This is a genomic window from Pseudomonas sp. AGC41 (assembly GCF_057334555.1).
In genome coordinates, this window is record NZ_JBHFJB010000012.1 from 22360 (window position 1) to 25164 (window position 2805).

3 protein-coding genes are annotated in these 2805 nt (G+C 63.9%); 2 read left to right on the top strand and 1 reads right to left on the bottom strand.

The genetic code is table 11. The features are described 5' to 3' along the window. Positions 1–84 precede the first annotated feature (84 nt). On the bottom strand, positions 85–417 hold the full coding sequence (locus ACE04F_RS01770; protein WP_305497247.1) for a DMT family transporter: 333 nt from the start codon (positions 415–417) through the stop codon (positions 85–87). A 103-nt stretch (positions 418–520) separates the two neighbouring features. Here ACE04F_RS01770 and ACE04F_RS01775 point away from each other — a divergent pair, with 103 nt between their 5' ends. Both ACE04F_RS01775 and waaA read left to right on the top strand, forming a co-directional pair. Then, positions 521–1411, top strand: a complete 891-nt coding sequence (locus ACE04F_RS01775) for a LysR family transcriptional regulator (protein WP_486104317.1) — start codon at positions 521–523, stop codon at positions 1409–1411. 22 nt (positions 1412–1433) lie between these two features. Beyond that, positions 1434–2708 carry a lipid IV(A) 3-deoxy-D-manno-octulosonic acid transferase gene (gene waaA, locus ACE04F_RS01780; protein WP_486104319.1) on the top strand — a complete coding sequence of 425 codons (1275 nt, stop codon included), beginning with the start codon at positions 1434–1436 and terminating at the stop codon, positions 2706–2708. Positions 2709–2805 lie beyond the last annotated feature (97 nt).

The following is a 2805-nucleotide window of genomic DNA, read 5'->3' on the forward strand; positions in this document are numbered from 1 at the left end:
GTCCCAAGCCTTCAGGGCCGCTACGCAGCCCAGCGGGAGCAAGCTCCCTCGCCACGATGCGTTCCAGTCCATAAACGATGTGTTTCAGTGCCCAGCGGTTTTTGAAAACAACTGAATCACCACCACCCCCAGCACAATCAACGCCATCCCCAGCATCGCCGGCACGTCGAGTTTCTGGCCGTAGATGAACAGCGCCGCCACGCTGACCATGACGATGCCCATCCCCGCCCAGACCGCGTAGGCGACGCCTACCGGTACGGTGCGCACCACCAGCGTCAGCATCCAGAACGCAATGCCGTAACCGGCGACGACCAGCAGCAGGGGCAGCGGTGTGCTCAAGCCTTTGACCGCTTTCATCGAAACGGTGGCGATCACTTCGGCGCAGATGGCGATGGCCAGGTAGTAATAGGCGTTCATGGGCAGATCCTCATTGGCGGTTGCGTGTTTCGATGGGGCCATTCTAGAGAACGAGCAGATGCGGTAAAGTCATTACCTATCTGTAATGGAGATAGGTTGCGCCATGAATGTTCAATGGAATCTGGAGCAGTTGCGGCTGTTTGTCGGTGTGGCCGAGCAACGTTCGTTTTCCGCCGTGGCTCGGGACCAGCGCAAGGCGCAGTCGGCCATCAGCAGCGCGATTGCCCTGCTCGAAGCCGACCTTGGCGTGAACCTGTTCGAGCGCAGCAGCGGTCGCCAGCCCCGGCTCACCGATGCGGGCGAGACGCTGCTGGAAGAGGCGCGGGAAGTGTTGCGCCAATGCGAGCGGCTCAACGGCCGAGCCCTGGCCTTGATGCGCGGGCAGGAGGCTTCGCTGCGCCTGGCCCAGGATGAAGCCATGCCCTATCAACCGGTAATCGACAGCCTGGTGGCGCTGGCCGAGCAGTTTCCTACGCTCGAAGTGCAGTTGGCCAGCGCCGCCCAGGGCGACGTTGCGCGCAAACTGGTGGAGCGTCGCGCCGATCTGGGTTTACTGTTCTATCACGACCAGATCCCCGAGGCGCTGGAGCGGCGGGTGCTGGGCAGTGTCGAGATGGTCACGGTGTGTGGCCGGGGCCATCCACTGGCGCACCATGGTTATGTGTCGTGCCGGGAAATGGCCCGGCACCGGCAGTTGCTGATGGCGACCCAGACCAGCGTCTACCCCGGCAGTGAGCAGGCCAGCCCGCAGGTCTGGCGCGCCGACAGTTTTTATGTGCTGGCCGAATGGCTGAGGAGTGGCCTGGGCTGGGCCTGGCTCCCTCGCCACGTTGTGCAATACCCGGCCTATCTGGGAGATATGGTCGAGCTGAGCAGCGAATGGACCCCGCCGGCCCTGGTGGTGGAGCTGGTCTGGCGTCGCGATGAACCGCTGGGCCCGGCCGCGCGCTGGCTGGCGGAACGTTTTGCCGTGCAGTTGCAGGCGATTGGCTGAAAAACCGATAAACTCCGCCGCCATGAACAGAACTCTCTATAGCGCATTGTTTTATCTGGGGCTGCCGCTGGTGGCGATTCGGCTGTGGTTACGGGCACGCAAGGCCCCGGCGTATGCCCGCCGCATCGGCGAACGGTTTGCGTGGGGCTTGCCGGCACTGGTTCCGGGCGGCCTCTGGGTCCACGCGGTGTCGGTGGGCGAAAGCATTGCCGCCGCGCCGATGATCCGCGCCTTGCTGCAACGTTATCCACAGTTGCCGATCACGGTGACGTGCATGACACCCACCGGTTCGGAGCGGATCAAGGCGTTGTTCGCCGAGGAGCCGCGCGTCCAGCACTGCTATCTGCCTTATGACCTGCCTTGCGCGGCGAAGCGTTTTCTCGATCAGGTTCGCCCGAAACTGGCGGTGATCATGGAAACCGAGCTGTGGCCCAACCACATCCATCAGTGCGCCAGGCGCGGCATCCCGGTGGCGTTGGCCAATGCCCGGCTCTCGGAGCGTTCGGCGCGCGGTTATGCGCGCTTCCCCAGGCTCACCCGGCCGATGCTCGGCGAAATGAGCCTGTTCGCCGTGCAGACCGAAGCCGAGGCGGAGCGGTTTCGCCAGTTGGGCGCCCGTACGGACACCGTCGAGGTGACCGGTTCGATCAAGTTCGACCTGACCATCGACCCGCAACTGCTCGAAAGCGCGAGTGCCTTGCGCCGCCAATGGCAAGCCGTGGACCGCCCGGTGTGGATCGCCGCCAGCACTCATGAAGGCGAGGATGAAGTTGTGTTGGCCGCTCACCAACGGCTGCTCGCCAGTTATCCCGATGCGTTGTTGATCCTGGTGCCGCGTCATCCGGAACGCTTCGATTCGGTGGCGCAGTTGTGTGAGCGTGAAGGTTTCGCCACGGTCCGGCGTTCCAGTGCTCAGCCGGTTACTGCACAAACCTCAGTACTGCTGGGCGACACCATGGGCGAGCTGCTGTTTCTCTACGCGCTGGCCGACAGTGCTTTTGTCGGCGGCAGCCTGGTGCCCAACGGCGGGCACAACCTGCTCGAACCGGCGGCGCTGGCAAAACCGGTCCTCAGTGGACCGCACCTGTTCAACTTCCTCGAAATCGCTGCGCAACTACGGGCGGCCGGGGCGTTGCAGGAAGTCGAAGATGCCGAAAGCCTGGCCCTGGCGGTACAGCGCCTGTTCGAGTTGCCACGGGATGCCCAGCGCATGGCGGAGGCGGGGCTGGCGGTGATGCGCCGTAACCAGGGGGCGTTGCAGCGATTGCTGGATGGCTTGGGGCGGTTGATCGATTGAGCTTTTGTGGGGGGGGGGGTGCTCCCGCTCGGCTGCGAAGCAGTCGTAAAGTCGGCACTACCGTTCTGGCTGGCAGAACGCGGTGACTGGCCTTGGG